Annotated in this window: 16 protein-coding genes; 11 read left to right on the top strand and 5 right to left on the bottom strand. The window is 46.9% G+C overall.

The window, feature by feature from the left end:
* Window positions 1–68: 68 nt before the first annotated feature.
* Window positions 69–1,853 carry an ABC transporter ATP-binding protein gene (locus OL444_RS26930; RefSeq protein WP_264728277.1) on the top strand — a complete coding sequence of 595 codons (1,785 nt, stop codon included), beginning with the start codon at window positions 69–71 and terminating at the stop codon, window positions 1,851–1,853.
* 91 nt (window positions 1,854–1,944) lie between these two features.
* Here OL444_RS26930 and OL444_RS26925 read toward each other — a convergent pair whose 3' ends face one another.
* The 4 genes from OL444_RS26925 to OL444_RS26910 all read right to left on the bottom strand — a co-directional run bounded on the left by OL444_RS26925 (window position 1,945) and on the right by OL444_RS26910 (window position 7,249).
* Window positions 1,945–3,360 carry a COG3014 family protein gene (locus OL444_RS26925; protein WP_264728279.1) on the bottom strand — a complete coding sequence of 472 codons (1,416 nt, stop codon included), beginning with the start codon at window positions 3,358–3,360 and terminating at the stop codon, window positions 1,945–1,947.
* An 83-nt stretch (window positions 3,361–3,443) separates the two neighbouring features.
* Window positions 3,444–4,037: a penicillin-binding protein activator LpoB gene (locus OL444_RS26920; RefSeq protein WP_264728281.1), complete on the bottom strand. Its 594-nt coding sequence runs from the start codon at window positions 4,035–4,037 to the stop codon at window positions 3,444–3,446.
* A gap of 27 nt (window positions 4,038–4,064) precedes the next feature.
* Window positions 4,065–4,514 carry a hypothetical protein gene (locus tag OL444_RS26915; protein WP_264728283.1) on the bottom strand — a complete coding sequence of 150 codons (450 nt, stop codon included), beginning with the start codon at window positions 4,512–4,514 and terminating at the stop codon, window positions 4,065–4,067.
* Between the two features lie 239 nt (window positions 4,515–4,753).
* Window positions 4,754–7,249, bottom strand: a complete 2,496-nt coding sequence (locus OL444_RS26910) for a DUF5686 family protein (RefSeq protein ID WP_264728285.1) — start codon at window positions 7,247–7,249, stop codon at window positions 4,754–4,756.
* Window positions 7,250–7,533: 284 nt separating this feature from the next.
* Between OL444_RS26910 and OL444_RS26905 the strand changes: the two genes are divergently transcribed.
* From OL444_RS26905 to OL444_RS26890, 4 genes are all read left to right on the top strand, one after another.
* Window positions 7,534–8,814, top strand: coding sequence for an OmpA family protein (locus OL444_RS26905; RefSeq protein WP_264728287.1), 1,281 nt, complete (start codon window positions 7,534–7,536; stop codon window positions 8,812–8,814).
* A gap of 346 nt (window positions 8,815–9,160) precedes the next feature.
* Complete coding sequence (locus OL444_RS26900; RefSeq protein ID WP_264728289.1) at window positions 9,161–10,639, top strand: patatin-like phospholipase family protein; 1,479 nt, start codon at window positions 9,161–9,163, stop codon at window positions 10,637–10,639.
* Between the two features lie 20 nt (window positions 10,640–10,659).
* Entirely contained in the window at window positions 10,660–11,205 is a 546-nt protein-coding gene (locus OL444_RS26895) for a hypothetical protein (RefSeq protein ID WP_264728291.1), read from the top strand.
* Window positions 11,206–11,254: 49 nt separating this feature from the next.
* The gene (locus OL444_RS26890; protein ID WP_264728293.1) at window positions 11,255–11,806 is read left to right on the top strand and encodes an RNA polymerase sigma factor; all 552 of its coding nucleotides are present in this window, start codon (window positions 11,255–11,257) and stop codon (window positions 11,804–11,806) included.
* 148 nt (window positions 11,807–11,954) lie between these two features.
* Here the strand turns inward: OL444_RS26890 and OL444_RS26885 are convergent, their stop codons facing one another.
* Window positions 11,955–12,497, bottom strand: coding sequence for a coiled-coil domain-containing protein (locus OL444_RS26885; protein WP_264752043.1), 543 nt, complete (start codon window positions 12,495–12,497; stop codon window positions 11,955–11,957).
* 277 nt (window positions 12,498–12,774) lie between these two features.
* On the opposite strand from OL444_RS26885, the gene OL444_RS26880 reads away from it, so the two are divergent.
* The 6 genes from OL444_RS26880 (at window position 12,775) to OL444_RS26855 (ending at window position 23,256) form a co-directional block, all read left to right on the top strand.
* Window positions 12,775–13,863 carry a FecR family protein gene (locus tag OL444_RS26880; protein WP_264728297.1) on the top strand — a complete coding sequence of 363 codons (1,089 nt, stop codon included), beginning with the start codon at window positions 12,775–12,777 and terminating at the stop codon, window positions 13,861–13,863.
* 175 nt (window positions 13,864–14,038) lie between these two features.
* Window positions 14,039–17,326: a SusC/RagA family TonB-linked outer membrane protein gene (locus OL444_RS26875; protein WP_264728300.1), complete on the top strand. Its 3,288-nt coding sequence runs from the start codon at window positions 14,039–14,041 to the stop codon at window positions 17,324–17,326.
* An 11-nt stretch (window positions 17,327–17,337) separates the two neighbouring features.
* The gene (locus OL444_RS26870) at window positions 17,338–18,747 is read left to right on the top strand and encodes a RagB/SusD family nutrient uptake outer membrane protein (RefSeq protein WP_264728303.1); all 1,410 of its coding nucleotides are present in this window, start codon (window positions 17,338–17,340) and stop codon (window positions 18,745–18,747) included.
* Window positions 18,747–19,760: a cyanophycinase gene (locus OL444_RS26865; RefSeq protein WP_264728305.1), complete on the top strand. Its 1,014-nt coding sequence runs from the start codon at window positions 18,747–18,749 to the stop codon at window positions 19,758–19,760. Before OL444_RS26870 ends, OL444_RS26865 begins: the two co-directional genes overlap by 1 nt.
* Complete coding sequence (locus OL444_RS26860) at window positions 19,757–20,776, top strand: isoaspartyl peptidase/L-asparaginase family protein (protein WP_264728306.1); 1,020 nt, start codon at window positions 19,757–19,759, stop codon at window positions 20,774–20,776. Before OL444_RS26865 ends, OL444_RS26860 begins: the two co-directional genes overlap by 4 nt.
* 221 nt (window positions 20,777–20,997) lie before the next feature.
* Entirely contained in the window at window positions 20,998–23,256 is a 2,259-nt protein-coding gene (locus tag OL444_RS26855; RefSeq protein ID WP_264728308.1) for a CocE/NonD family hydrolase, read from the top strand.
* The last annotated feature ends 93 nt before the right edge of the window (window positions 23,257–23,349 follow it).

Here is a 23,349-nt window from a genome sequence, read left to right as displayed (position 1 = left end):
GGTTACAAAACCGGTTTAAAGCGTGCTGTCATCTCAGCCATCATTGAACTTAAATAAGGCATTTTATCATGCAGTCGAATGAAGTAAAGAAAAACCAGTCTGCTGGTGCTGGTACATTTAAACAGACCTTACGTTTATACAAATATGTGAAGCCTTTCTGGATCGAGTTTACCATTGGTATGGTCCTGTTGCTGGCTTCCAGTATATCCAGTCTGTTTATTCCTGATCTGTTGGGAAAGCTGGTGGATTCCGGACAAAAAATGCGGTTAACACCGGAAATTAACCGCCTGGGATTTATACTCGTAGCGGTATTGATAGGACAAGGTATTTGTTCTTTTTTCCGGGTTATCTTCTTTGTGAATGTAACGGAAAAGACCCTGTCCTCTTTGCGGCAGCATATCTATAATCACCTGATACAGCTGCCGATGAAGTTCTTCCTGACCAGAAGGGTAGGGGAACTGAACAGCCGTATATCAGCGGATATTTCCCTGTTGCAGGAAACGTTTACGACTACCATCGCAGAATTTATCAGGAATTTGATCGTCCTGGCAGGCGGTTTTGTGTTGTTGCTTACGACTTCTGCAAAGCTCACTTTTTTTATGTTGATGCTGTTGCCGGTGATCCTGGTGGTTGCTTTTGTTTTCGGAAAATACATCCGTAAATTTTCCAAAGCAGCGCAGGATCGGGTGGCAGAAGCCAATACCATTCTGGAGGAAACATTGCAGGGCATTCTCAATGTGAAGGCTTTTGCCAACGAGTTCTTTGAGATGAGACGTTACGGGAAGAAAATCAATGAAGCCGCAGAAATTGGCATGAAAAGCGGTATTTACCGGGGTGCTTTCCTCTCTTTCCTGATGCTGTGTATCTTCGGTGCGATGGTAGCAGTGATCTGGAAAGGCTCCCTGCTGATTGCCTCCGGCGAAATGCAGTCGGCTGGTGAACTGGTTTCTTTTGTGATTTATTCTGCTTTCATTGGCGGAGCGGTTACGGAACTGGCGGAAGTATATTCCAACCTGCAGAAGAGTATCGGTGCTACCGAGAATCTCCTGGAGATCCTGGAAGAACCGGCAGAAGAACTGACTGCACCGGCAGCGATAGCACCGGAACATGAACTCAATGGCCTGATCACTTTTGAGAATATCTCTTTTCATTATCCTTCCCGCAGCGATGTCAGCGTATTGAAGGATATTTCCTTTTCGGTGGAAGCTAATCAGAAAGTGGCCCTGGTGGGTCCCAGCGGCGCCGGTAAAAGTACCATCGTTTCTTTGCTGTTACGATTCTACGACCCGGTGAACGGTGCGATTAGTTTCGATGGAAGAGATGGAAGAGATTTCCCTTATTCTGTTTTGAGAAACCAGATGGCCGTTGTATTACAGGATGTTTTTCTCTTCGGTAGTTCCATCCGGGATAATATCGCTTACGGTAAACCGGGTGCTACAGAGGAAGAAATTATCTATGCTGCTAAACAGGCCAATGCCTGGGAGTTTATACAAAACTTCCCGGAAGGTATGGATACCATGGTGGGCGACCGCGGCGTACAGTTGTCCGGCGGACAACGGCAACGTATTGCCATTGCCCGTGCCGTGCTGAAAAATCCCCGTATCCTGATACTGGATGAAGCTACTTCTGCATTGGATGCAGAATCAGAAAAACTGGTACAGGATGCCCTGGATAAGCTGATGGAAGGACGTACTTCCATCATCATTGCACACAGGCTGGCAACTGTTCGGGAAGCAGATAAAATTGTTGTACTCGACGATGGTTATGTAGTAGAGGAAGGTACACATCATGAGTTGCTCACTGTAGATGGCGGTATTTACCGTAACCTGAGCACGATGCAGTTTACAAACTAAGCATTGTAGTAACAAAGAAGCAGGCCACATATATCGGATAAGTAGTAGCGCGAAGCGCCTCCGGTATATGTGGCCTGCTTAATTTTTTTTATCAGGATTTCTGCAGCGAAGAGTAATGAATGGTTTGCAATCCGCCATTGCCGGCTACATCCAGCGTAACGGTTTTGTTACCATGTGCACCGCTGAGGGTAAGTGATAATTTATTGGCTCCTTTTTTCAGTGGAACACGGGAATAATAAATGGTGTGAGGCAGGCTTTGCCAGTTGCGGGTATCTGCTTTCTCTGTCAGTAATCCGAGCAGGTTAACGGCTTGTCCCAGGGATTCATTATCTTTCTTCACTTCATGTTCTGCCAGCTTTTTTACGGCCATCCGGGCGAGGGTTAATGCCATCTCTTTCAGGAATCTTTCCTGCAGGGTACTAAAGGCCAGCTGGTTTATATTTTCCACCTGTTCCAGCGGAATGGGAATATTGTTGGTATCGTTCACCTGCACATGCCCGCCGGTGTAATAAAGCGGTTGTTCTTCATACTTAGGGAAGGCAACGCGGAACGCTTCCAGGCCTTTCAGGCGGTTGCCTGCGTCACTGGAAGTAAGTTTGAAATCAAACGGGATAAAGATGGTTTGATCAGGATTGGTAAACATAAAATTACCAGGTCCTCTTTCCGTAATGGTAAAGAAGAAATTATTTTCCACTTTTACCGGAGCCAGTCCGTTTTCCCAGAAAATGACCACTTCGCCGCCATCACTTTCTTTCACCGGGCTGTATTTGCGGCCCAATTCCTTTTCGTAATAGCTCAGTTCAGTGGTAAAGCCCAGCTGATACGCAGTGCGTAGCAGGTCTTCCTGTAATTGTCCGGGTATCGGGGTGTTATAGTAGGTTTTGTCGGGTTGCCGCAGAAAAACATCTGTAGCATTGCGGTAGGAGATAAAAGCATTGTTTTTATCGCCGGCGCTTTCGTAAATGATGCCTTGCATAATCAGGGCAAATGCATCATTGGAGTATTTGTTGGTTTTGTCTTTTTTGCGGTCATTGAGTTCGTAGTTACTCAGGCTGATGCGGCGGGCTTCTACTACAGCATCTTCTGTCTGATGCAGCTGCAGGTAGTTGAGCGCTTTATAATAGTGGATGAGCAACTTTTCAAAGTCTTCTCCGGCATATTGCTGCATCGCGGGATTAACGAGAATACCTAATGTCTGATCCCATACTTTATTACGGCGGCCTCTTTCGAGGAAGGAGTCGGCCTCGTTGAAGTAGAGATTACTTTCCTGGTAGCGTCCCTGTAAGAAGGCAGTTTTACCTTTCTCCATGAGGAGCAACAGTTTGTTACGTCCGTAACGCAGGAATTTATTCCTGTCGAGCTGGGTCGCGGCCTCGTCAAAACGCCCCTGAGAAAGAGCACCATAGTATTGACCGATCGCATCGTTGTAGGTCCGGCAGGAAACAGGTATAGTGATTAGCAGCGCATAGCCCAGGACCCACTTCCATTGATTCAATATCTTGCTCATGAATTATTCCATATCTTGTGCAGTCATCTTCGTATATACTTATTAGTGAGTATATACGAAGATGTATAAATGTCAACCGACGACTAATTCTTTACGTATTTGGCTATTTTCTTTTCGCCTATCCATACTACTTCGTTGGTTTGCAGGTCAGTCAGCTCCATGTTTACCTGATAGTAAACTACTTTTTGTCTTTTGTGGGAATCCACAATGGAGTTGATACTTCCCTGCATGATGTAATCAGCGCCTACTTCCAGACCCCATTTTTTCATGGTGGAAACAGAGGAGTTTTTTTGCTGGTCTGCTCTTTCGCCTCTCAGCTCTTCTCTTTTGGCGCCGCCTTGTACTACCCTTACTTTCTGCGTAACAACAAAGGCACGTTCTATATCTTTGGTGAAGGTTTCTGCATCGATGTGTTCATGGCTCTTGTTGGCGACTAATCCTACAATTACAACTGGTTTTTTACCTTGTTGCTGTTGCAGGAAGTTGCTCAGCCAGTTTTCAGACAATACGTTTTTAGTCAGTTCTTCTGCTGCCAGGCGGGAGTCGGTGTTATTCCAACGGCCACTGATGTCGATTTGCTCATTCTCGCTTACCCGGGTAACTTTATGGGCACATGATTGTAATAAAATACCTGCGGATAATAATCCGATAAATGCGAATGCATTAAGTTTAAGCATGGATTGTTGTGTTTATTATGGATTGTTTTATCTTGAAAGCCAATAGATGCCCATTCCTATGGACGTTAAAGCAGCTACATTCCCCCAGTTGACACCGTTGTTGTGACGATAACGGTAATGTCTGCCGTAGTAGGGATAACCACCCCCGAATCCGTAGCCATACCCCAGGCCGGGATATCCGAATCCGGGATCGTAGTAGGAATAATTGTTGGCATTGGCCATCCGCCATTCATGACGCCATTGACGGCGTTGATCGCGTCTTTCTCTTTTTGCCTCGAAAAAATCGTATGCCTTATAGGTCTGTTGTACGGTCGTACTTTGCTGTCTCGTCAGTGAATCTTCTTTGAGCAGGTAGTAATCCATACTTTCCCGGTAGCGCGGATTCTGATCCGGTAATAATGCCTGTTGGGCTTTTACAGACATAGTCGTTGCCAGGGAGATGCCAACCAGTAAAGAGCGGTATAAGCGTTGTTGCATAAACCAGAAGTTTTTGATCAGATCATTTACGATAGGATGCGTTGCATTTCTCGTATATATTAAACGCTCGTGCAACGGTTTTCCCCTATGTGAATTACGCAAATTATATGTTAATTGCCTGTTAAAGGTAGTGAATTATACTGTGATAACCACTACTGTCAAGCTTTACAGCGTATAAGCCTTATCCTGTAAACAGATCGCATGCTTCCTGTAAAGTACTGGATAAGTTCATCGTATGTTTAAAACTGCAGCCGGAAGCTGCCAAAGAGGCTAAAGTGGCCTGTTTGCGAAGCAGCTGTATGATAAGGTGAAAAACGCCATACCCCATCTATCCGGAAAAACCTGAAAATATTATCGAATCCGGTACCTACTTCTGCATAAACCTGACCATTCAGGGAGCGCATGCCATATTCGCTGTATTCGAGGCGGTTATACCGCTTGTTTTCGCGCGAGAGGCTACCAACGACCGCCTTGGCATGCCAGAACTGGCGTACGCCGGTTTTTCGCATAAATGGCAACAGGTGCAGCAGTTTGCCATCGAAGTTGTGTTCTATATTGACGCCGGCATACTGATCGCTCAGCAACTCATACTTCTGCAGCAGGTTAAATGCTTCCCGGTTATAGTAGTAGGTTTCATTGCCCGGGTGTACCTGGAGCAGCATAAACGGCAGCTGGTCCGAAAATATTTTCCCGGCATAGGCCATATAACTGATCTGGCCCCAGCGTGGAATCCGGAAGCGTTGCTGGAGGCTCATGGTTATCTTCTGGTAATAGTATTTGCTGTCGGCGACGCCGGCAGGAGCTAGGGTCCACGCTACTTCTGCCACCGGCAGGTTACTGCGTATCCGCCGTGTTTTCCGGAAGGTACGGAGTTCCTTTTCGCCTGGCGCATAGCGGGCTTTCAGCTGAAAGGAGGTATTTACCACTTCCTCGTAGATGTCGCCGGGTTTCCGGAACAGCTGATGGGGTGGTAGCGGAGCATAGGTCGTATATTCGTTCCGGGCTACGGTTCCCTGAAGGGAGAAGTTGAAAGGCAGCTTCCGGGTAACAGAGAGCTGTATTTCCTCTTCCCGGATAAATTTCTGGGGAATGCCCTTTCGCCGGATGGCCTGCCCGAAAATATTATCCAGGGTTACTTCTTCCCCGTTGAATCCCCGTTGTACGTTGTCGAGATCGTCTTTATAGGAGGCCATGAAACGCCAGGGGGTACCCGGCTTTTCGTAGCTGGCGGCTATTTTACCTTTAACGGCTTTGTCTTTAGTGCCATAGGCCAGGTAACCGTATAGTCGCCATGATTGGCTGAAAGCAGCTGTGGTACCCAGGTCGAAACGCAGCCGGAGGCCTTCTGCCTGGTTGTAACTGAGCCATTTGTACCAGGGGCCAATTTCCAGTTTCCCCATTTTAATATGTCCATCGAAGAGGAAGGTAACCGTATTGCTTAATTTTTTGAATGCCGGCATTGATTTTAGTGTATCCACTAACGTTAGTGCCACCTTTTCGTTGGCGGTTAATGATTCCGGGCGATGCTGGTTCCAGTAGTCAGGCGTAGTGCTACGTGCGCTGTCGGCGATGACTACCTCTTCCCGTTTGGTGTTGGCATCCAGTCTGGCGCCGATGTAATCTTCGTTGACATGGATGTTTTGATACAGGGTTGTTTTCCGGGCAATGAAGGAGGTTTTGTTTTTCCCCAGCGGACTGAGTTCCACGATAAACCGGTCTTTCGTCACAGCCCATTCTTTCTGGTTCAGCGGAGAAAATTCCTGTATGATGTCCAGCCGTTTTACAAAGTTGATATTAACAGCGCCGGTAACGGTCATGCTGATTTTCTGCAACGCCCAGGTACTGCTTTGTATCCAGCAGTCGCCGGAAAAGAGGTTTTCGCCTTCTCTTTTGGGGGTAAAGCTGAGATGGAAATATTGTTCACCGTTCTGTTGTACTGTATCGAGTCCTTTGTAATGATAGTATTTGTCGCCGGCTACACTGACAGGGCTGATGAATTCTCTGCCCAATATCTGCATGTAATCCGCATAGGTATTGATTTTCTGATTGATACCGCCCAGGTATTCCATGACGGATTCATTTTTAACCCCGCTGGCATGCAAGGCTTGTATTTCTTCCCGTACCCGCAGCGGGGTGGCGGAAGTGTAGTAGTCAGACAGGGTTTCGCTGAGGAAAACCGGCAGAAAAGGATGTTTTTCTGTAGTGCTGTCTATTTGCTGCAACGCAAAGGAAAACGGCCGCATGAGTCTGGTGTGTTGCCAGCGTGTCTGATGCAGGTTGGCAACATCTATCTCCAGTTTATTGTATAAACGGGCATGGTAGTTGTTATAGTGGCCCGGCGCATTCTGTGGTTTATGTTTTACAATCTGCCGCCACCATACCTGTCCTTTGTTTAGTTTGCTTTTTACTTCTACCCCGTCCCGCAAGGCAGTTGTCAGTTCTATCTGCAAGGGGGCAGACAGGTTCCAGTCACCGGCAGGGAGTTGTTTTACGATATAGCCCACATACCGGATCATCAGGGTATCCGCCGCATGGTGGCTTTTCCGGATGCTGAAATGACCGATACTATCTGTCATACAACCATATCCCCCCGTTTTCCAGTATAATGTGGCGTAGGGAAGCGGTTCCTGGGTAAAGCCAGATACTACTTTCCCGGTAACATTGATCACCCCCTGCGATTGCGCCTTCCATACAAAACCAAGCAGGCACACAAGTACAGTCCATTGTTTTCGCATATGGTTCTATCGTCTCCCCTTATTAAAAATATTTATATAAGCCTCACAGATTGCTACAGTAAAATATTGTGAGTGTATTCTATCAATGAAACGGGAAATTGTGTTTTCCCCTCCATCGGGTTGCCGGAAAAGTTCCGTTTATTTATCCGTGGTGAATGAAAAATGTCCGTCTGTAAAAGAAAAGGCCGGAAAACGGATAAATTGGGCTAAAAATTCTTTAGGTTATTTTTAACATATGTACCTTGCAATGACTGAAGCATTTCTTCCAATCTAAAATCTGTCAGATGAAAAAGTTAATAATCTTATTGATTGCTGGCATAACCGGTACCAGCGTTCATGCCCAGTTTCTCGACCGCATCAAAAACAGGGTACAACAGAAGGTAAATGAAAAGGTAGACAGAACGATCGACCAAACCATTGACAAAGCGACTGAACCTAAGAAAAAGCCGGTACAAACAGGTGATACTCCCACAGATGGACCAGTCGGTAATCAACCGGATATAACTAACGGCAACGGTACTACGAATGTTGGTATTACTGCCTATTCCCGTTTCGATTTTGTACCGGGAGAAACGATTATCATGCAGGAGAGTTTCGAACAGGATGCCGTCGGAGATTTCCCCGGGCAATGGAATACCCGTTCCGGTGCGGAGCTGGTAACGGTCAGCAACCGGCCAGGTAAGTGGCTGGCACTCAAACAGGATGGTATCTTTTATCCGGAATATGTGAATAAACCACTGCCAGATAATTTTACACTCCAGCTGGATGTAATGGCTCATAACAATATTGCCTCGATATCAGAACTGACAATCAGCTTGTTAAATGCTGCCAGTACCGATGAAAAATTTGACAATGGCGCCGCAGGTGGTGCTTCCATTCCGGCGTTTAAAATACAGCTGAATCCCAAATCCAGCGGCTACGGTACTTTCAGTTATTACTCCAGTATCATTGGCAGTAACTCCATTGGTAAAATGCCGGAGTTTCATGTACCGGAGAAAAATACGGTAAGGGTATCGATCTGGCGGCAGCAGCAAAGGGTACGCGTGTACCTCGACAGTACCAAAATCCTGGACCTGCCCAGAGCACTGGAGGCCGGCGCCCGTTTCAATTCCCTGGTATTTGGTGCATACGCCCCCAACTTTGATAACAATGACGGCGCTTTCTTTATCAGCAATATCCGGCTGGCTGTAGGGGCTGCAGATACCCGCAACAAATTGCTGACCACCGGTAAATTTGTTACCCATGGCATTCTGTTCGATCCGAACAGCGATTACATCAAACCGGAATCTTACGGTGCCCTGAAAGATATTGCAGCAGTATTGACAGAAAACCCTGCGGTACGCGTGAGAATTGTAGGGCATACGGATGCAGATGGGAATGATCAGTTGAACCTGGACCTGTCTAAACGCCGGGCAGCAGCCGTAAAAGCCGCTCTTGGCAAAACCTTCAGTATTGCGGAGAATCGCCTGGAAACCGATGGTAAGGGCAAAACACAGCCCCTGGGCGATAATACCACGACCGTGGGAAAAGCCAATAACCGCCGGGTGGAATTTATTAAACTATAGCCCTGCCTTATAAAGGGAACTTGCGGTCTGTTGTTTGTACTACCAGGAGAATAGTACAGACAGCAGGCCGTACGTGTTTCTACGGATGTTTGACCACCTGCTTTCCGGTTCCGTTTATTTTTTTTACATTAGAAGTATAGGAAGTAATTTGCTGACCCCGGAATTACTGTTGTCATAAACTGTTATGATGGCATACTATGATAAAACCTGCGTGCTTCCTGTGGTTATGTCTTATCCAGCCCCACCACCTGCTAATGGAGCTGCAACCAATTGTATCGATGATCGGATCCTCTTACCGGGGAGGAGGAGATTTTAATCCATATAAATCCTTAAATACCTATTGAAGATGGAGAAAATTGTTCAGGAGTTTATTACAAAATCAGGGGCAGATCAGGTCATTACAGACCTGCAGGCCTATCTGAAAGATCATCCGCTGGATGTCTCTGACGTACACGATGAACAGGGCCACCAATACGTGGACCTGGTGCAGGAAGGCGGGGGCGTATGGGGGATTGCCCTGGTAGGGTATACCTACGCCCTTGAAAAAGCTGGTATCCGTTTTTTTAGTCTCGCCGGTACCAGCGCAGGTTCTATCAATGCCATGTTACTGGCCTGCACAGGCAATAAAGAAGATACTAAATCTGAAAAAATCATCCAGCATTTCCTGGAACTGGAGCTGTTCAAAATTGTGGATGGAAAAAGTACCAACTGGAACTTTACGAAACTGGTTAAACGCCTGATACAGCGGGCTATTGTGGAGCAATATTTTATCAGTAACCTGGTAGGCTTTTTTCACTGGACCTTGTTGTTTTTATTGTGTTTTTGTCTGACCTCATTTGCGGCCAATTTTTTTTATGATGATGCGCGTTGGATTGGATTGGGAGCAGCCATTTTAATAGTGGCGCTGATTACTTTCGGCGTCTATGTTTTTTTTCGGTTCAAGGATTTTACCCGAAACGGATATGGTTTGAATGAAGGGGTGTTTTTTCATAACTGGATAAAAAAGCGGATCTCAGAAAATGATATTGAATCGAATCCGGCATTAGGAAAAATCAATGACCTGGAAGATTTTGAGAAACACTTTAAACGGGTGCCGCCGGGGCTTCGTGTGCGACCGGATGCCAGCCGTGTGGTGGCCAGTCCGCCGGCCAATCCGATGCTTTCTATTATCACCTGCGATGTGGTAACCGGCCGGAAGATAGAATTTCCCCGTATGTGGGACTTATATTGGGCAAAGATGAAGGACATCCATCCCGGTGATTTTGTACGTGCCAGTATGTCTATTCCGCTTTTCTTCCAGACTTTTACCCTAAGTGGGGTGAATAAAAAAAGTAACCTGGAAATATGGCAGCAGGAACTGGATTGGAAAGGAGTCGTATTGCCGGGAAAGGCCCAGTTGGTGGATGGAGGTACCTTATCTAATTTTCCGATCAGTGTATTTTCCAACCCGGCTTATCCGGTTCCGCGTATGCCTACCTGGGGTATCCGGCTGATGAGCAGTTTACCGGATGTGGTAAGCTACCGCAAAAGCAGTCTGGTAAGCTATGCCAATGCAATCATTGGCGCCATGCGCGCCAACTACGACCGGGATTTCATCAGCAAAAACAGGGCCTTCGACCTGGGGGTGAAAGCCGTATACCTGAAAGGACATAACTGGTTGAATTTCTTTATGACCACGGAAGAAAAATGTGAGATCTTCCGGAAAGGAGTAGAAGCAGGTGCGGAATTCCTGCGGGAGTTCAATTGGGAAGATTATAAAAAAGCCCGGTTGGCAAACTGGAAGAAACAGCATGCACCGGAGCAGAATCCCAATAACTTCTATTAATCCTGTTAACGTTTATCCATATGCAGCAACTGATCAGGTTTCGTCGGGAAATTTTTGTTTTTTTCTTTGGCATCGCACTTTTTACAACCGGCTGGATGAGTGCATTAACCCGGGATATACAACACAAAGGTGTTACCGGTTTTTCCATTATGCAACTGGAGCTGCCTGGTGATGAGGCACATTTGTATGCTACTGTGCAACAGCTGACCACACATGAGGCCATCCCGGAGGTGATCAGACATCTCCGGGTAGATTACTTTTTTATGCTGGGTATTTATCCTTTGATAGCCGTCTGGTTGCTGATCCTGCGGATCAATACCCGCCCGTTGTTATCCGGTATCTTGCTGATAGTAGCCCTGTTACAGGTATTGCCCTGGGTGTTTGATGTCATGGAGAATAACCGGTTGCTGCAGGTGGTACAGGGTGGTCCGCTGGGAATGTCGATGACGCTTTGGGAAACGATGGTATATGCGAAGTTTGTAATAGCAGTAAGTGCAGGTGTACTGGCCTTGCTGGTGGTTGTTTTTAAGCTGCTGGCTGCCCCGTTGGTCAATAAAAATACCTGACGGAAAAATAGAGCAGAATATTTTTAATGGTTTTTTTATTTTAGCCGGCATGTCTCAGGAAGAAGCAAACAGGTTATATTGGGAGCAAATCCGGCAAGGCGATAGGGAATCCCTGTTTGCGTTGCACCATAACAGTTATTTTCATTTGTTGCGGTTCGGCCTCAAGACCTGTGGTGATCATGAGCTGGTAAAAGATTGTGTCAACCAGTTATTTTTGCAGTTATGGGAGAAGCGTACCGGCTTGTCGCCGGTAACGAATGTACGGGCCTATCTTTTTACGGCCCTGCGGAGGCTCATCCTCGATCAGCTGGCCGTTGATGCCCGCACGGATGCGGCAGTCCGTAAAATGGCGGAAGAACACGAATGGAGTGAGTTGTCCTATGAAGAAATGATGATCCGGGTTCAGCGCGATGAAGAACTGAAACAACGATTACACCATGCCATGCGGCAACTTACTCCCCGGCAGATAGAACTGGTCAGACTGAAGTTTTTTGAAGGGTTGAGTTATGAACAGATTGCCTTGCAGACTTCACAAACCATCAAGACGGCCTACAATACGATTTATGATGCAATTAAGGTACTGCGGAGTATCCTGAAATAAGGTTATAATTCTGCTGCCTGTACGTATATTATATGGACGAACTTCCAGAGAGATATTATCATGCCTCTCTGAAAGTTCATGAATAGGTTTATAAAAAGAGCTTACCTGTGGGTAAAGCATCTTTAGCGAAAAATCAGGTGGTTATTGTCTAAGCCGTCACTTTTTCAGGTTGACCATTAACGACAGGTAACGTAGGATCAGCTCTGTAACCTGTCCAGACTTCAATCTTATCGAGATCTGTTTCAATGTTGGTCAGGTGTTTATCAATGGAGTCGAGTCGGAGATCTGCGATATCGAGTCTTTCTTCAATGGTATCCAGTCTTTTGTCCATGATATCGAGTCTTTCTTCAATGGTATCCAGTCTTTTGTCCATGATATCGAGTCTTTCTTCAATGGTATCCAGCCTTTTGTCCATGATATCGAGTCTTTCTTCAATGGTATCCAGCCTTTTGTCCATGATATCGAGTCTTTCTTCGATGGTATCCAGCCTTTTATCAATGATATCGAGTCTTTCTTCGATGGTATCCAGCCTTTTATCAATGATATCGAGCGTACCCAGTCGTTCTTCGACTACATTTAGTCTTTTGTCAATGATGGTGAGTGTCCCCAGTCGTTCATCGACTACATCGAATCGCTTGCCAAAAGCATCTAATTTTGACACAATGGATGTTAATAATTCTCTTTCAGACATTATTAATTATTTTAAGGATTAAAAAAGCTTAAAAATTAAAGTAGTGACTATTTAAAGATCTGACAGCGACAGCTTTTTTTGGGGGGTACACGAAGGTAATTCATGTGGATATGCTGACCAAAATAACCTTATATCATTGTGATACAGAGAAGATCGGTTACCTGCTAATGGTTTGTCAGGCTGTAGACAGTACGCGGTTTTACAGCACTTGAAAAAATTTTTTCCCTCCGCTTAGGAAAAAAATACTTTTTCCCCGTCTGTATATAAAAGTACCTGTATGGACTTACGGGATTATCAACCGGAAGATTTCGTTTGTGATGAAAGTTTTCAGCATTATTGTACCGGCGCCAATCTGGCCGATGTACTGCGCTGGGAACAGTGGCTGCGTGAAAATCCGCAACAGGAAGCCAATGTCGCCGCCGCCCGCAGACTGATTCAAATACTCAGCGCCGAACAGGGCAACCGGTTGGAACAACTACAACAACTACGGGAAGGGATACAACAGGGTATCCGGTTACAGCAGGATATTGCACAGCAACCGGAAATTGAGTTACCGCCTGTTCGCAGGGAAAGACAGCTCCTATCCCGCTACGCAGCAGTTGCTGTGTTAATGTTGCTCGTAGTGACAGGCCGCTATTTTTACCTCCGGCAGCCAATTCCGGATAAAATGATGCAGCCCCGGCAAACAACTACCACCTATGCAGCGGGCAACCAGTCGCGTAAAACGGTGATCCTCCCCGATGGCACCGTGATTACCCTGCGGCGTAACAGCACCCTTACCCTGTCGCCGGAATATCATATTGGCAACCGGGATGTAACCCTGGAGGGAGAGGCTTTTTTTGATGTTACACACGATGAAAAAAAACTGTTCCGCGTACATACCAGCCAGGCACTGATTACCGTAATGGGTACCGTGTTTAATGTGGCTGCCTGGGCAGGCAATGGAAAAACGGAAACAGCGCTGTTTCGTGGCAGCGTATCCGTTATACCTGCCGGCCGCCCTGCAGAGAAAATCATCTTACAACCAAATCAGAAACTCGTGATTGCTGCAGATACCAACCCCGCCCAAAGCACGCGGTCTTTCCGCGTTGTACCGCTGGCGGCCGATCCGGCCAATCACAAAGCCCGGGAGATTGCGTGGGTACGCAACCGCCTGGAAATAGAAAATGAATCACTGGAAGAAATCGCCGGAAAACTGCAGCAATGGTATGGTATCTCTGTAGTATTTACGGATGATACGGTAAAACAATACCGCTATAGTGGCACTTTTGAAAGTGAAACCATTGTGAAAGCACTGGAAGCATTGCAGTTATCTTATCCTTTTAACTTTAAAATGACGGGAGAGCAGGTGATTATCAGTAAGTAAAACAGCCAATGGACTAAACCAAAAAGGGAAAGTGCGGCAAACACCTTCCCTTGTAACAGGTTTTTGAAAAATGTAGGCAAATATCATTTAACTAAACCCAACCAAAATTATGTTAAAAATCGCTTGGGGGCGCAGGGAACATTATGTCCGTTTGGCCTGGCAATTCCTTTTTACTATGAAACTAATAACACTACTGCTTTTGATAGGCGGCATGCAGGTATTCGCTACCAGCTATGCACAGGAAAAAATCAGTTTACAGCTGAAGGAAACTACGATGAAACAATTACTGAAAGAAGTGGAAAAACAAACCGGATACCGTTTTGTATACCACAACAAAACCCTGCCGGAAGATCTCAGGGTATCAGTAACTGTTTCCCAGGCATCCCTGAAAACAGTACTGGCCAATGCTTTTGCGGGTACGCCGCTTGCCTGGTCGATGAAAGATAACGGGTTGGTAGTGATATATGCTGATAAAACCGCCACTGCTGCGGCCATCACGGTAAAAGGTAAGGTGACGGGTGCGGATAATCTGCCGCTGCCGGGTGTAACCGTACGTGTTACAGGTACCAATACGGGTACGCTCACCGATGCAGCCGGACAGTATACATTAGCAGTACCGGAAGGCACTGCCACCCTGGAATTTTCCCTGGTAGGATACGTAAAACAGAAAGTGGCGGTGAGCAACCGCCAGGTCATTAATATTGTACTGGAAACGGATGTACAGACGCTGAACAGCGTTACGGTTACCGGCTATACGAATTATACCCGCGATCGCTCTGCCAGTGCTGCCAGTGTAGTGAGCGCCGAAAAAATAGGACAGATCCCAATGGCTACCTTTGACCAGGTATTGCAGGGACGCGTGCCCGGCCTCAATGTTTCTGCCGGCTCCGGTCAACCCGGAACCAGCGGTACTGTCGTATTACGTGGTATTGGTACGCTCAACGGCAGCTCTGCCTTGTTGTATGTGGTAGATGGGGTGCCGGTAGAACCTAACTATCTGCAGGCCATCAACCCTGCTGATATTGCATCGGTAACTGTGCTGAAAGATGCGGCTTCCAAGGCGATGTATGGTTCCCGGGGAGCCAACGGGGTGATGGTGATTTCTACTAAAAAAGGTACCAAAGGAAAACTGGCGGTAGAATATCGTTCTCAATACGGTTTTTCTGATCTCACTACGCCTAAGTATACCATGATGAATACCCGTGAACGGCTGCAGTTTGAGGAAGAAGTAGGACTGGAAACAGGGGTAGACATCGGACCAGGCTGGGCATGGTCTAAAAAGAATCCGGCATATGCAGCGCTCCCCCTGGCCGAACAACAGCAGCTGGATCACCGGCTCGACAGCCTCGGACAGCTGCAAACCAACTGGCGCGATATCCTCTTACGCCGGGGTAAATTCATGGAACAGCAAGTCAGTGCCAGTGGTGGCAATGATAATGTCCGTTTTTACACCTCCCTCAATTACTATAAACAGGATGGTATCGTGATGCGTTCCGGCCTGGAACGGTATACGCTGAAAAATAATATGGACTTCAATTTCGGCCGCCTTACCGGTAATGTAAATCTGGGGCTGGGATATGCAAAATCTAACTTTATTGAACGGGAAGGTTCCAGTAAAATAGGCAACCCGATTGCTGCTTCTTTTTATGCATTGCCTTATGAATATCCCTATGCACCAGACGGTACCCTGATTACTTCCGAAAACAAAGAAGATTATGGTGCGCCCGGCGACCGGGAAGGAGGCGATGCCCTGGAAGGAATGTTGCATACCTATTGGAAAAGCAACCAGGTAAAAGGGATGCTGAGTACTTCGCTCAATTACGCTATTCTACCTGGTCTGACCGCTAAAACAAGATTAGGTGTCGACTTCCGCGAAAATACAGACGAACGCTTCATAGATCCGGACTCCTATTCCGGCCGTAAAGTAAGTAACGGTAGCCAGGGTAGTTTTGGAGAGGAAGTGGTACGTAATACAGCCATCATTTCTACTTCCGGTCTGACCTATGCCAACATCTTTGCTAAAAAACACGATGTGGAAGTATCCGGGTATTTTGAATATATCCGTAATCACCACAAAGGCCTGAAATATACGGGTTATGGCCTTGATGGCCGCCTGCCCGGCACGCCGGCAGGTATCCCGGGGGGAGCCTTGATGCCGGACCTGCAAGGTAAACGTACCGGCAATAGCATGAACTCCTATATTTTAGTAGGCCGCTATACCTACGACAACCGTTATTCACTCAATGCCAGCTTCCGTTATGATGGTTCTTCTACTGTGCCACAAAATAACCGCTGGCATAGTTTCTATTCCGTTGGGCTGGGCTGGGAAGCAAAGAGAGAACGGTTTCTGCAGGATGTAGCCTTTATCAGTAACCTGCGTTTCCGCGCAAGTTATGGTACTACGGCCAGTCCTTTCGGCAGCGACTTCGGTTATGCGGCTACCTATGCGCTTACACAGTATGCCGGTAATGCCGGTATCATCCCCTCCAAACCTGGTTTCAGTGGTTATGACTGGGAATATGCGAAGGAATTCAATATCGGTTTTGACTTCGCAGTGCTGGAGAACCGTATCCGCCTGGTAGCAGATGTGTATAACAAGGTTACCAATAACCTGTTCATTAATCAGCCGGTATCGTATACGTCTGGTTTCTCGTCTTTACTGCTCAATTCCGGTGCGATGCGTAACCGCGGTATAGAAGTAGATCTGCAGGGTGATATCTTACGTCGTAAAAACCTTACCTGGACTGTAGGCGTCAACTTCGCCTATAATAAAAATGAAATCACCGATCTGGGCGCTTCTTCCGAATTTCCCCAGGGGACGACCAGTATTGCCCGGGTAGGATTGCCTTATGGCGCCCACTTTGCCCCCCGTTGGGCAGGTGTAGATCCCGCTACCGGTGATGCGCAATACTACAAAAGGGATGGCAGTATTACCACTACCTATAATGAAGCGGCATTAAGTGTCGCGGAATTTGGTACCTATATTCCGCCGTTTACCGGAGGTATTATCACGGCGGTGAATTACAAAGGCATCTACCTGAATGCATTATTCTCTTTTGCAACAAATACCTATCGTTATAATAATGAAGACTATTACAACGAAAATCCCAGTCTCACTTTTATTACCAGCAATCAGTCCGTGCGGATGTTATATGACCGCTGGAAGAAGCCGGGGGATAATGCACTGTTACCACGGATAGACAGCAAGCGGGGGTATTCCTCCCGCGATATCCAGGATGCTTCGTTTATACGTTTGCGTAACCTGAATATCGGATACCGTATTCCGGAAAGCTGGCTGGCCAGACAACGTTATGTAAAAGGTATTCAGGTTTTTGTACAGGGCCAGAACCTCATTACCTGGACAAAGTGGAAAGGAATGGATCCGGAAGACAACAACGGAGAGGGCATGTTTGATTACCCCAATGCCCGTACCTATACGGCTGGTATTAATGTAAACTTTTAATGCGGAGAAAAATGAGAATTCAATACCTGAAAAATATATTGGCCGGTCTGGCGTTATGTACTGGGTTCAGTGCCTGTAATAAAAAACTGGACCTGAAAGCAACGGATACCATTGATACGGAAAAAGCTTTCCGCAATGTGGCAGACATCAATCTCGGAATTATCGGTGCTTATCAGGGCGTGAGCTTTACGTATATCCGCAGCAGTGCCCTGATGTCTGATGAGTGTATGTTGCCGAAAGATAATTCTATTGGTAAGTATGTAGCTACCTACCGGTGGCAGAATGATCCCAGTAATAGTACCATTACGGATCCGTTTCCGGAAAACTATGTGGTGATCAACCGGGTGAATAACGTGCTGGGCGCGATTGATATCGTACCCACCAAACCTGCGGAAGCAGCATTGAAAGAACGTTACCGGGGGGAGCTGCTGGCATTGCGCGCTTATTGTCACTTTGATCTGTTACGCAACTTCGCGGCGAAATATGAAGCGGGTGCCATGGGAGTACCTTATATGGAACAATCGGTGATAGGCTCACCTGCACGGGATAATTATGAAGTGGTGCTGGGAAATATCAACCGGGATCTGGCGGCTGCTAAAAAACTGTTGCCCGAAGACTTTACAGACCGTACGCGTATCACCCGTACTGCTGTCAGTGCTATACAGGCACGGGTAGCCCTGTACGAAAAGAAATGGCCGCAGGCCGCAGCCTATGCCACGGAAGCCATCGATGCGGTACCGCTGACGAATCAGGCGGAATTCCTGAAAATATGGACAGATAAGAGCCTGGAAGAAGTCATCTGGAAAAATGTGCGGATGGTGGCAGACAATGATGCGGATATTCCTTTTATCGGCGACTTCTTTTATGATGTGCGTGGCCGCGCGTTGTATGTACCTTCATTTGAGTGGACGCGTCTTTTTGACCAGCAAAAAGATATCCGCTTTGAAGCGTATGTGATGAAGAATCCAAGAACAGAAACCGGTTATGCTCCTTTTATTGTCAATAAATACAACGTTACAGCAGATACCAAAAATCTGTCGGATCATAAATTGTTCCGGACAGCAGAAATGTACCTGATAAGGGCAGAAGCACGCGCGCAGCAAGATAACCTGACAGGTGCCGCTGATGACCTGAATGCACTGAGAAACGCACGTATAACAGGATATACCGCTGTTACTTTCAGTAACAAGACAGCAGGGCTGCAGGCCATTAATGAGGAACGGTTTAAGGAATTGGCGTTTGAAGGTCACCGTTACTATGATTTGCGCAGAAACAATCAATCTGTTACCCGCGAGCCTGCAGATGCCGTAAACGCGATCGGTAGTGTGTTATTGCAGCCGGATAATTATCTGTATGTGTTTCCGATACCGGACATGGAAGTGAAAGCAAACCGTAATATGAAACAAAACACCGGATACTGATGAAACAACTGATAGTAGCAGCAGGAATAATGATGGCAAGCATCGGAGTTGCACAGGCACAAACACCTGGCCGTCCGGCTTCCATCGGTATTACAGGAGATACCGCTAATGTAAATACACCGGTACAGGGCGGCGTAGCACTTATTGGTGGCGGTGGCAATGTAGATGGTGCTTTCCGTTGGATGATCAACAGAAGTGGTGGCGGTGATGTGGTAGTGTTGAGAGCTACCGGACCAGATGATTACCATACTTATATTGGTCAGCTGGGAAAAGTACATTCAGTGGAAACACTGCTTATCGACAGCCGGGAGTTGGCCAATAATGATACTGTGGCTTACATCATCCGTCAGGCAGAAATGTTATTCATCTCCGGAGGAGATCAGTCGAACTACATGCGTTACTGGCGGGGTACCAAAACAATGGATGCCATTAATTACCTGCTCAATGTAAAGAAGGTACCTGTAGGCGGAACGAGTGCCGGATGTGCGGTGTTGAGCGGTTTCTATTACAGTGGGGAGAAAGGAAGTGCTGTTTCCGCAACTGCATTGGCTAATCCGGACGATTCGTTGGTGACGGTATATAACAATGATTTTCTGCAACCTCCGTTTCTGCAGCAGGTCATTACTGATCAACATTATCTGAAAAGAAAACGCGAAGGCCGGCACATCACTTTTATGAGCCGTATTATCCGCGATTGGCATATCTTCCCGAAAGGAATTGCACCAGACGAACGTACCGCAGTTTGTATTGATGAAAAAGGAATGGCAACGGTGATTGGCGAAAGCAAAGCCTGTTTTATTGTTACCTCACCAGACAAGGCACCGGAACAGGTAATAGCAGGTAAACCGCTGGTATGGAATCATCAACGACAGGCATTGCAGGTATATGAAATACCAGGCACGCCCGAAGGGAATGGCCATTTCAATGTAAAGGACTTTACCCCTTCCGATGCGAGCGGTGGCCAATGGTACTGGTGGTGGGTGGATAAAGGCATAAAAAAACAAAAACAATGATACAACGATTACTACTATTCATGGTATTGGTACTGTGCTTTGGAGAAATGCAGGCGCAGCAGGGAAAGTATGTGCTGGTGATACATGGGGGCGCCGGTACTATTCTGAAAAGTCAGATGACACCGGAAAAAGAAGCGGCTTACAAAGCTGCACTGGCGAAGGCTTTGCAGGCAGGATATGAAAAGATACAAGGTGGTGCTTCCAGTTTGGATGCTGTAGAAGCAGCCGTGCATGTGATGGAAGATAGTCCTTTATTCAATGCCGGTAAAGGCGCTGTATTTACCCATGATGGCCGTAATGAACTGGATGCCGCTATTATGAACGGAAAAACCGGACAGGCAGGCGCTGTGGCAGGTGTAACGACTATTCGTAACCCTATCAGTGCAGCCCGTGCGGTGATGGAAAAGTCGGAACATGTGATGATGGTGGGGCCGGGTGCAGAGCAGTTTGCCAAAGAGGCCGGCCTGGAAATCGTAGATCCTGCTTATTTCAGAACAGAAGAACGCTGGCAGGGATTACAGAAAGCCCTGCGGGAAGATTCCCTGAAAAGTAAACTGGATCATAGTTATAACAATGGCCGGTTAGGTATACAAAACATCGATAATAAATTTGGTACGGTAGGTGCCGTAGCATTGGATAAAGCGGGCAACCTGGCAGCGGCCACTTCTACCGGCGGCATGACCAACAAAAAATATGGCCGTGTAGGCGACTCACCTATCATTGGTGCAGGTACCTATGCCAACAATAAAACAGTAGCTGTATCCTGCACGGGGTGGGGTGAGTTTTATATCCGTAATGTAGTAGCGTATGACCTGTCTGCTTTGATGGCTTATAAAGGGTTGTCAGTAGCGGCGGCGGGTAAAACCGTTATCGAAAAAGTGGGTGCTGCCGGTGGTGATGGCGGGTTGATTGCGCTGGATAGCAAAGGTAATATGGCGATGCCGTTCAATACAGCTGGTATGTATCGGGCAGCTATTACCAGTGATGGCAAAACGGAAATATACATTTATAAGTAATTGTGGTGGCTGATACGCTTCGGAGCCTAGAGGGGGACAACCGGAGAGTGAGCTGGCCGAAAAGCTGAACGCTTTTCTGGTCAGCTCTTTTTTTATCCTTATCCCGCATTCATCACCCGGACGATTGCGGTCATGTACTTTGCTTTGTTGTAGTAGCGGGGATGTTGTTCCTTTGTTTTGTTACACCGTAAAGCCGGTATCTCTCTTCTAAAAACATACCCGTGAAAAGATACGCACTTGTATTGCTGCTGCTCTTATGTATATCTGTGAGTAGCACCGCACAACAGTTTTATTTCCCCCGTACTGCAGCACACGACAGCTTGTTGTTGCAGCGGCAGTTGCCATTGCTGGCACGCCATGTTTTGTTGCAGTATACACAGCAAGGCCCGTTGAAAACATACCTGAATAATCTGTTCCGGCTGCAGACCATCGCCGGTGACTATGTCGGGGCAAATAAAACCATCTCCCGGCTGCGTACTGTTGTAGCAGCAGAAGGACAGACTTATCCTGCCTTGCAATACCTGCAGTTTGAATTATATAATCAGACAAAACTGGTTACGGGAAAACCTTTCGGAAAAACATTTGCCGGTTTGCTGCATACAAAGTTGCAGCAACTGGATGATAAAAGTGCGTTGTCGATTGCCACTGCTTTTAAACCCAGGAATGGGTTAGCGGCACTGCAGGCTGATATTCCGGCTGCTTTAGAAAAAATAACTGACCAGGATAGTATCAGTGTGGAAGATGCCATCAGGTTATGCAGTCATTATCATCTGTGGCAGGTGTATTCGATGATAACGACGCCGGCGGCGACAATGATGAAAACAGATGATGCGCGGCGGTATCATATCACAGACAGTATCCTGATCCGCACGCCGGCCGGAGCTACCCTGACGGCGCTGGTGGTAAGGCCCCGTAAAGTTATTGCGCCATTACCGGCAGCATTGTTCTATACAATTTATGCTAATCAGGAACAACATTTGTATCGGGCTAAACAGGCGGCTGCACATGGTTATGCCGGTGTAGTGGTAGATGCCAGGGGGAAACGTTTAAGCCCGGATGAACCAGCACCCTATGAGCAGGAGGTACATGATGTGCCGGCAGCGATAGATTGGGTCAGCCGGCAGCCTTGGTGCAATGGAAAAGTTGGGATGTATGGTGGTAGTTATTCCGGTTTTGCCCAGTGGGCAGCTACCCGGCATTTGCATCCGGCGCTGAAAACCATTGTACCTTATGTAGCGGCTATTCCGGGGCAGGGAGTGCCTATGGAAAATAATATTTTCCTGACGGTCAACTATCAGTGGGCATTTTATGTGACCAACAATAAATACCTCGACGATGCTGTGAATGATGATTGGCAACACTGGCGGCAGTGGCGCAACACCTGGTATGAAAGCGGCGCAGCTTTTCGGAAAATAGACAGTATAGATGGCCGCCCCAATCGCTGGTTACAGCGCTGGTTGCAACACCCGGCTTATGACCGCTATTGGCAGGATATGATACCGGATGCAGCTGCATTGGCGAAGCTAGATATTCCGGTGCTAACGATTGAAGGATATTATGACGACGGACAGATATCCGGATTACAATATGTAAAAGACCATACAGCCAGTAATCCACGGGCGAATCATTACGTCATCATTGGACCCTATGATCATTTCGGTACGCAAACCGGTGGTACACCCGTGTTGCGGGAATACACCGTTGATCCGGTGGCCCTGATAGACACCCGGGAAATTACTTTTCAATGGTTGGATTATGTGATGAAAGACAGTGCTAAACCTGCCTTGCTGCAGGATAAAGTGAATTTTGAAGTGATGGGTACCAATACCTGGAAACATGCGCCTTCCCTGGAGAAAATGAGTGATACCGTTTTACGGTTTTATTTATCGGATAAAAAAAGCGGCGTAGATTATTTGCTGACGCCACAGCTGCCGGCAGTCAAAGCGGGTGTTCCGCAGGAAGTGGATTGGACAGACCGGAAATCCGCTAATGGTGATTATTATCCCGACCCGATTGTAAAAGACACGCTGGATCGTAGCACAGGGGTGTATTTCATCAGTGAACCATTGGATAAGCCAATGATGGTAAACGGTATGTTTTCCGGGGTGTTAAAAGCGATGATCAACAAAAAAGACATGGATGTAAATGTGGTGCTGTATGAAGTCATGCCGGATGGCAGGTATTTTCATCTTTCCTATTATCTGGGACGGGCCAGTTATGCAGCGGACAGGGGAATACGACATCTGTTGACGCCAGGTGTGACAGCGGAGATTCCTTTTTCCCGTACCCGCCTTGTCAGCCGTCAGCTGCGTAAGGGCAGCCGTTTGCTGGTAGTGGTGGATATCAATAAAAACCCGTTTGCAGAGATTAATTATGGTACTGGTAAAGCGGTAAGTGATGAAACAATAGCCGATGCCGGCGTACCCTTACAGATCAAATGGGGGAATGATAGCTACGTTGATGTTCCTGTTGCCTATTGATGCAGACAGTATATAAGACCAGGCGTAAACGTAATGCTCACCATATTCCATTAAGGACATGGTGAGCATTACGTTTGGTATCCTGCCATAATT

It is taken from the genome of Chitinophaga nivalis (assembly GCF_025989125.1).
In the GTDB taxonomy this organism is placed as follows: Bacteria; Bacteroidota; Bacteroidia; order Chitinophagales; family Chitinophagaceae; genus Chitinophaga; species Chitinophaga nivalis.
The sequence above is the reverse complement of the archived record's forward strand: the minus strand, read 5'-3'. Positions and strand labels throughout refer to the sequence as shown.

Coding starts and splice junctions, on each gene's coding strand:
- OL444_RS26920 (WP_264728281.1), bottom strand. CDS start 4,037: ATGCTTAAACTTAATGCATTCGCATTTATCGGATTATTATCCGCAGGT.
- OL444_RS26895 (WP_264728291.1), top strand. CDS start 10,660: ATGCAGCAACTGATCAGGTTTCGTCGGGAAATTTTTGTTTTTTTCTTT.
- OL444_RS26865 (WP_264728305.1), top strand. CDS start 18,747: ATGAAACAACTGATAGTAGCAGCAGGAATAATGATGGCAAGCATCGGA.
- OL444_RS26880 (WP_264728297.1), top strand. CDS start 12,775: ATGGACTTACGGGATTATCAACCGGAAGATTTCGTTTGTGATGAAAGT.
- OL444_RS26925 (WP_264728279.1), bottom strand. CDS start 3,360: ATGAGCAAGATATTGAATCAATGGAAGTGGGTCCTGGGCTATGCGCTG.
- OL444_RS26905 (WP_264728287.1), top strand. CDS start 7,534: ATGAAAAAGTTAATAATCTTATTGATTGCTGGCATAACCGGTACCAGC.
- OL444_RS26870 (WP_264728303.1), top strand. CDS start 17,338: ATGAGAATTCAATACCTGAAAAATATATTGGCCGGTCTGGCGTTATGT.
- OL444_RS26930 (WP_264728277.1), top strand. CDS start 69: ATGCAGTCGAATGAAGTAAAGAAAAACCAGTCTGCTGGTGCTGGTACA.
- OL444_RS26910 (WP_264728285.1), bottom strand. CDS start 7,249: ATGCGAAAACAATGGACTGTACTTGTGTGCCTGCTTGGTTTTGTATGG.
- OL444_RS26875 (WP_264728300.1), top strand. CDS start 14,039: ATGAAACTAATAACACTACTGCTTTTGATAGGCGGCATGCAGGTATTC.
- OL444_RS26900 (WP_264728289.1), top strand. CDS start 9,161: ATGGAGAAAATTGTTCAGGAGTTTATTACAAAATCAGGGGCAGATCAG.
- OL444_RS26890 (WP_264728293.1), top strand. CDS start 11,255: ATGTCTCAGGAAGAAGCAAACAGGTTATATTGGGAGCAAATCCGGCAA.
- OL444_RS26860 (WP_264728306.1), top strand. CDS start 19,757: ATGATACAACGATTACTACTATTCATGGTATTGGTACTGTGCTTTGGA.
- OL444_RS26885 (WP_264752043.1), bottom strand. CDS start 12,497: ATGTCTGAAAGAGAATTATTAACATCCATTGTGTCAAAATTAGATGCT.
- OL444_RS26915 (WP_264728283.1), bottom strand. CDS start 4,514: ATGCAACAACGCTTATACCGCTCTTTACTGGTTGGCATCTCCCTGGCA.